This window comes from Streptomyces sp. NPDC057654 (assembly GCF_042800135.1).
Classification (GTDB): Bacteria; Actinomycetota; Actinomycetes; order Streptomycetales; family Streptomycetaceae; genus Streptomyces.
Map to the genome: position 1 here is coordinate 1 of NZ_JBHVHQ010001085.1, position 2,511 is coordinate 2,511.

Below are 2,511 nucleotides of genomic sequence, written 5' to 3' on the forward strand. Positions count from 1 at the left end.
GGGCCGACCGCGCCGCGACGGCGTCGGCCGGCGGCAGGGCCGCCGTTGCCACGATCTCGTCCGCCAGGCGCTGCCAGCCGTCCGGCGTCAGTACGTGAACGTCGCAGCCGTGCTCGCGGGCGGCCCGCTCGGCCACTTCCCTGTTCCGCTGGGAATGCTCCGGCGAGCAATCGTCGATGACCAGCAGCCGGATATCGGCGACGCCCTCCTCCCCGAACGGCGCACTCTCCTGGAACGCCGCCGCCTCCGCCACCACCGAGCGATAGGCGGCCGCAAAAGGGCGGTTGGTGGGAACGTAGACGAGTCGGGTCACAGCTCTGTTCATGACGCACCGCTGTTCTCGGGCAGCAGGCCAAGGGGCGTACGGCCGCGTCCGCGCAGTGCACGCGCCGCCAACTCGAATCGCACGGCGCTTTCGATCCAGGTCAGCTCCAATTCGGCGGATGGGTCGATGACCGGGTCGAAGACGCGTTGCAGCAGCACGACCGGGTCGTCGTGCTTGCGCTCGAAGCGGGCCAGGTTGCGCCGCCATTCGCGGTGCATACGGGCGGTGACGCCATTCCGGTGCTCGTGGTAGACGACGGCGCTGGGGTTGCGCGCGAACCGCGCGCCGGCCCTCTTCAGCCGGTATCCCAGTTCGCTGTCCTCCAGCCCCCAGCCGACGAACGCCTCGTCGAAGCCGCCGAGCGCCGTGAGATGGCTCCGCCGGACCGAAACATTGCAGGTCCACATGTAATGCCAGGCGGTCTCCAGCCCTTCGGGCCCGCAGTCCAGGGCGGCGAAGACCGGCTCGCGCTCGTCGCCGCGTACGACCGGAGGCAGCGCTTCCAGGCTGAACCCGCCCCGCAGCCGCTCCCGGTCGGCCGTCCCCTCCCCCAGTTGGAACCGCGGGCCGAGGACCACGAGGGCGTCGTCCTGCCCGGTGTGCGACGCGACGTGTTCGGCGAGGAACGCCGACCCGACCATTTGGTCCGCGTCGAGCAGGACGACGAGGTCGCCGGTCGCGTGGCGCAGCCCGATGTTGCGGGCGCGTGCCCGACCCGATGCCGGGGTGCGCGGCTCGTGGACGTAGCGGATGACGATGTCCCCGCCGGGCCCACGGCCGGGTACGCCGCCGAACTCGGCGACCATCGTGCCCGTACCGTCCGTGGAGCCGTCGTCCACAACGATCACTTCCGCCGTGTATGCCGTGCCGCGCCCTTCCTGGTGGGCCAGGGAGAGCAGGCACAGTTCCAGCGAATCCCGCGCGTTGTAGGCCGGGATGACGACGCTCACCCGCATCATGGCCCTCACCTGCATCGTCGCATCTCCTTCGAGCTCTTGCGGCCCCTCATACAGCCCCTCATACGGCCCTCATACGGGCTCGACTCCGAGGCCGGCCGCCGTCTGTGTGCGCAGCGCTCCGGCGCACATCGGAACCCCGCGTTCCTCGGCGCCCCCGGCCCCACCCTCGCTCCCACTCCCACTTCCGCTCCAAGGACCCGACAGCGCCGCCAACGCCTCCTGAACGCTCCCGGCGACCGTCAGCCCGGAGAGGACGGAGGGATTGGCCAGCCCGCCCTGGACGACGTGTTCGTCCATGAAGCGCAGCCATGCCTCCCACATGCCTTCGCCCTCGGGGCTCATCAGGACGACGGGGAACCGGCTCAGCCGACCGGTGTCCTGATGGACCAGGACCTCGAAGAGCTCGTCGAAGGTGCCGACGCCGCCGGGGAAGATGAACAGGGCGTCGATGTCGTGCGTCATCAGCAGCTTGCGCAGCGCGAACGTGCCGACGGTGATCGACCGTGCGGAGTCGAGCACCGTCTCGGGCGCCTCCCCCTCGATCTCGATCCGGACCGCCCGGGACAGAACCTCGCCGCTCCCATCGCGCACGGCCTGCATGATGCCCGGCCCGCCGCCCGTCACGGCCGTCCAGTCGCGTGCGGCCAAGGAGGCACCGAGGTCCTGGGCCATCGCGTACGCGGGTTCTCCGCGACGGGTGCGCGCGGAGCCGAAGACCGTGGCGACGCGTTCCCGTGCCAAGGACCGGGAGGTTTGGCTCCACTTATGGGCGCTCTCGACCTCGTCGGCGATTGACCGCAGCGTCGCCGCGAGGCTGCCCCGCGCCTGTTCCGTCATTGTGATCGTGCCGCCTTCCGTCATCGTGCCCCCGCATTCATCGACAGGTCACCGGCTCCGCCCGATACGTCTCCACCCGCTACGCCTCGGCGCGATACGGCTCCACCCGACACGTCTCCGCCCGATACGCCCAGGTCGGCGGCCACCGCCGCGGCGACCTCCGCCGCACCGCCGAACGGGGCGCCCACACTGGGCACTTCGCCCTCCCGGACCGCCCGTCGGGCGAGGAGGCCGTATTCCCGTACGAACTCCGCGTCGACGGCCAGGTCGCGGTTGACCTCCCGCACGGCAGCCGCCTTGACCGCCTCCGCCGCGCGGACGTCGATCGCGCGGTACCGCTCGGCGAGGAACGGCCAGACGGCCTGACCGGAAAGCCGGCTCATGTGTTCG

General features: G+C 71.0%; 4 protein-coding genes. All 4 read right to left on the reverse strand.

From position 1 onward, the window contains the following. The coding region (locus tag ACFU99_RS40715) for a hypothetical protein (protein ID WP_384402943.1) at positions 1 to 313 on the reverse strand (313 nt) is incomplete at its 3' end. A gap of 8 nt (positions 314 to 321) precedes the next feature. Then, positions 322 to 1,299 (reverse strand): glycosyltransferase family 2 protein, encoded by a 978-nt coding sequence (locus tag ACFU99_RS40720; protein WP_384402946.1) that lies wholly within the window; start codon positions 1,297 to 1,299, stop codon positions 322 to 324. 54 nt (positions 1,300 to 1,353) lie between these two features. Beyond that, positions 1,354 to 2,121 (reverse strand): LOG family protein, encoded by a 768-nt coding sequence (locus tag ACFU99_RS40725; RefSeq protein WP_384402949.1) that lies wholly within the window; start codon positions 2,119 to 2,121, stop codon positions 1,354 to 1,356. Between the two features lie 20 nt (positions 2,122 to 2,141). Then, a partial coding sequence (locus ACFU99_RS40730) for a hypothetical protein (protein ID WP_384402952.1) occupies positions 2,142 to 2,511 on the reverse strand: 370 nt, incomplete at its 5' end.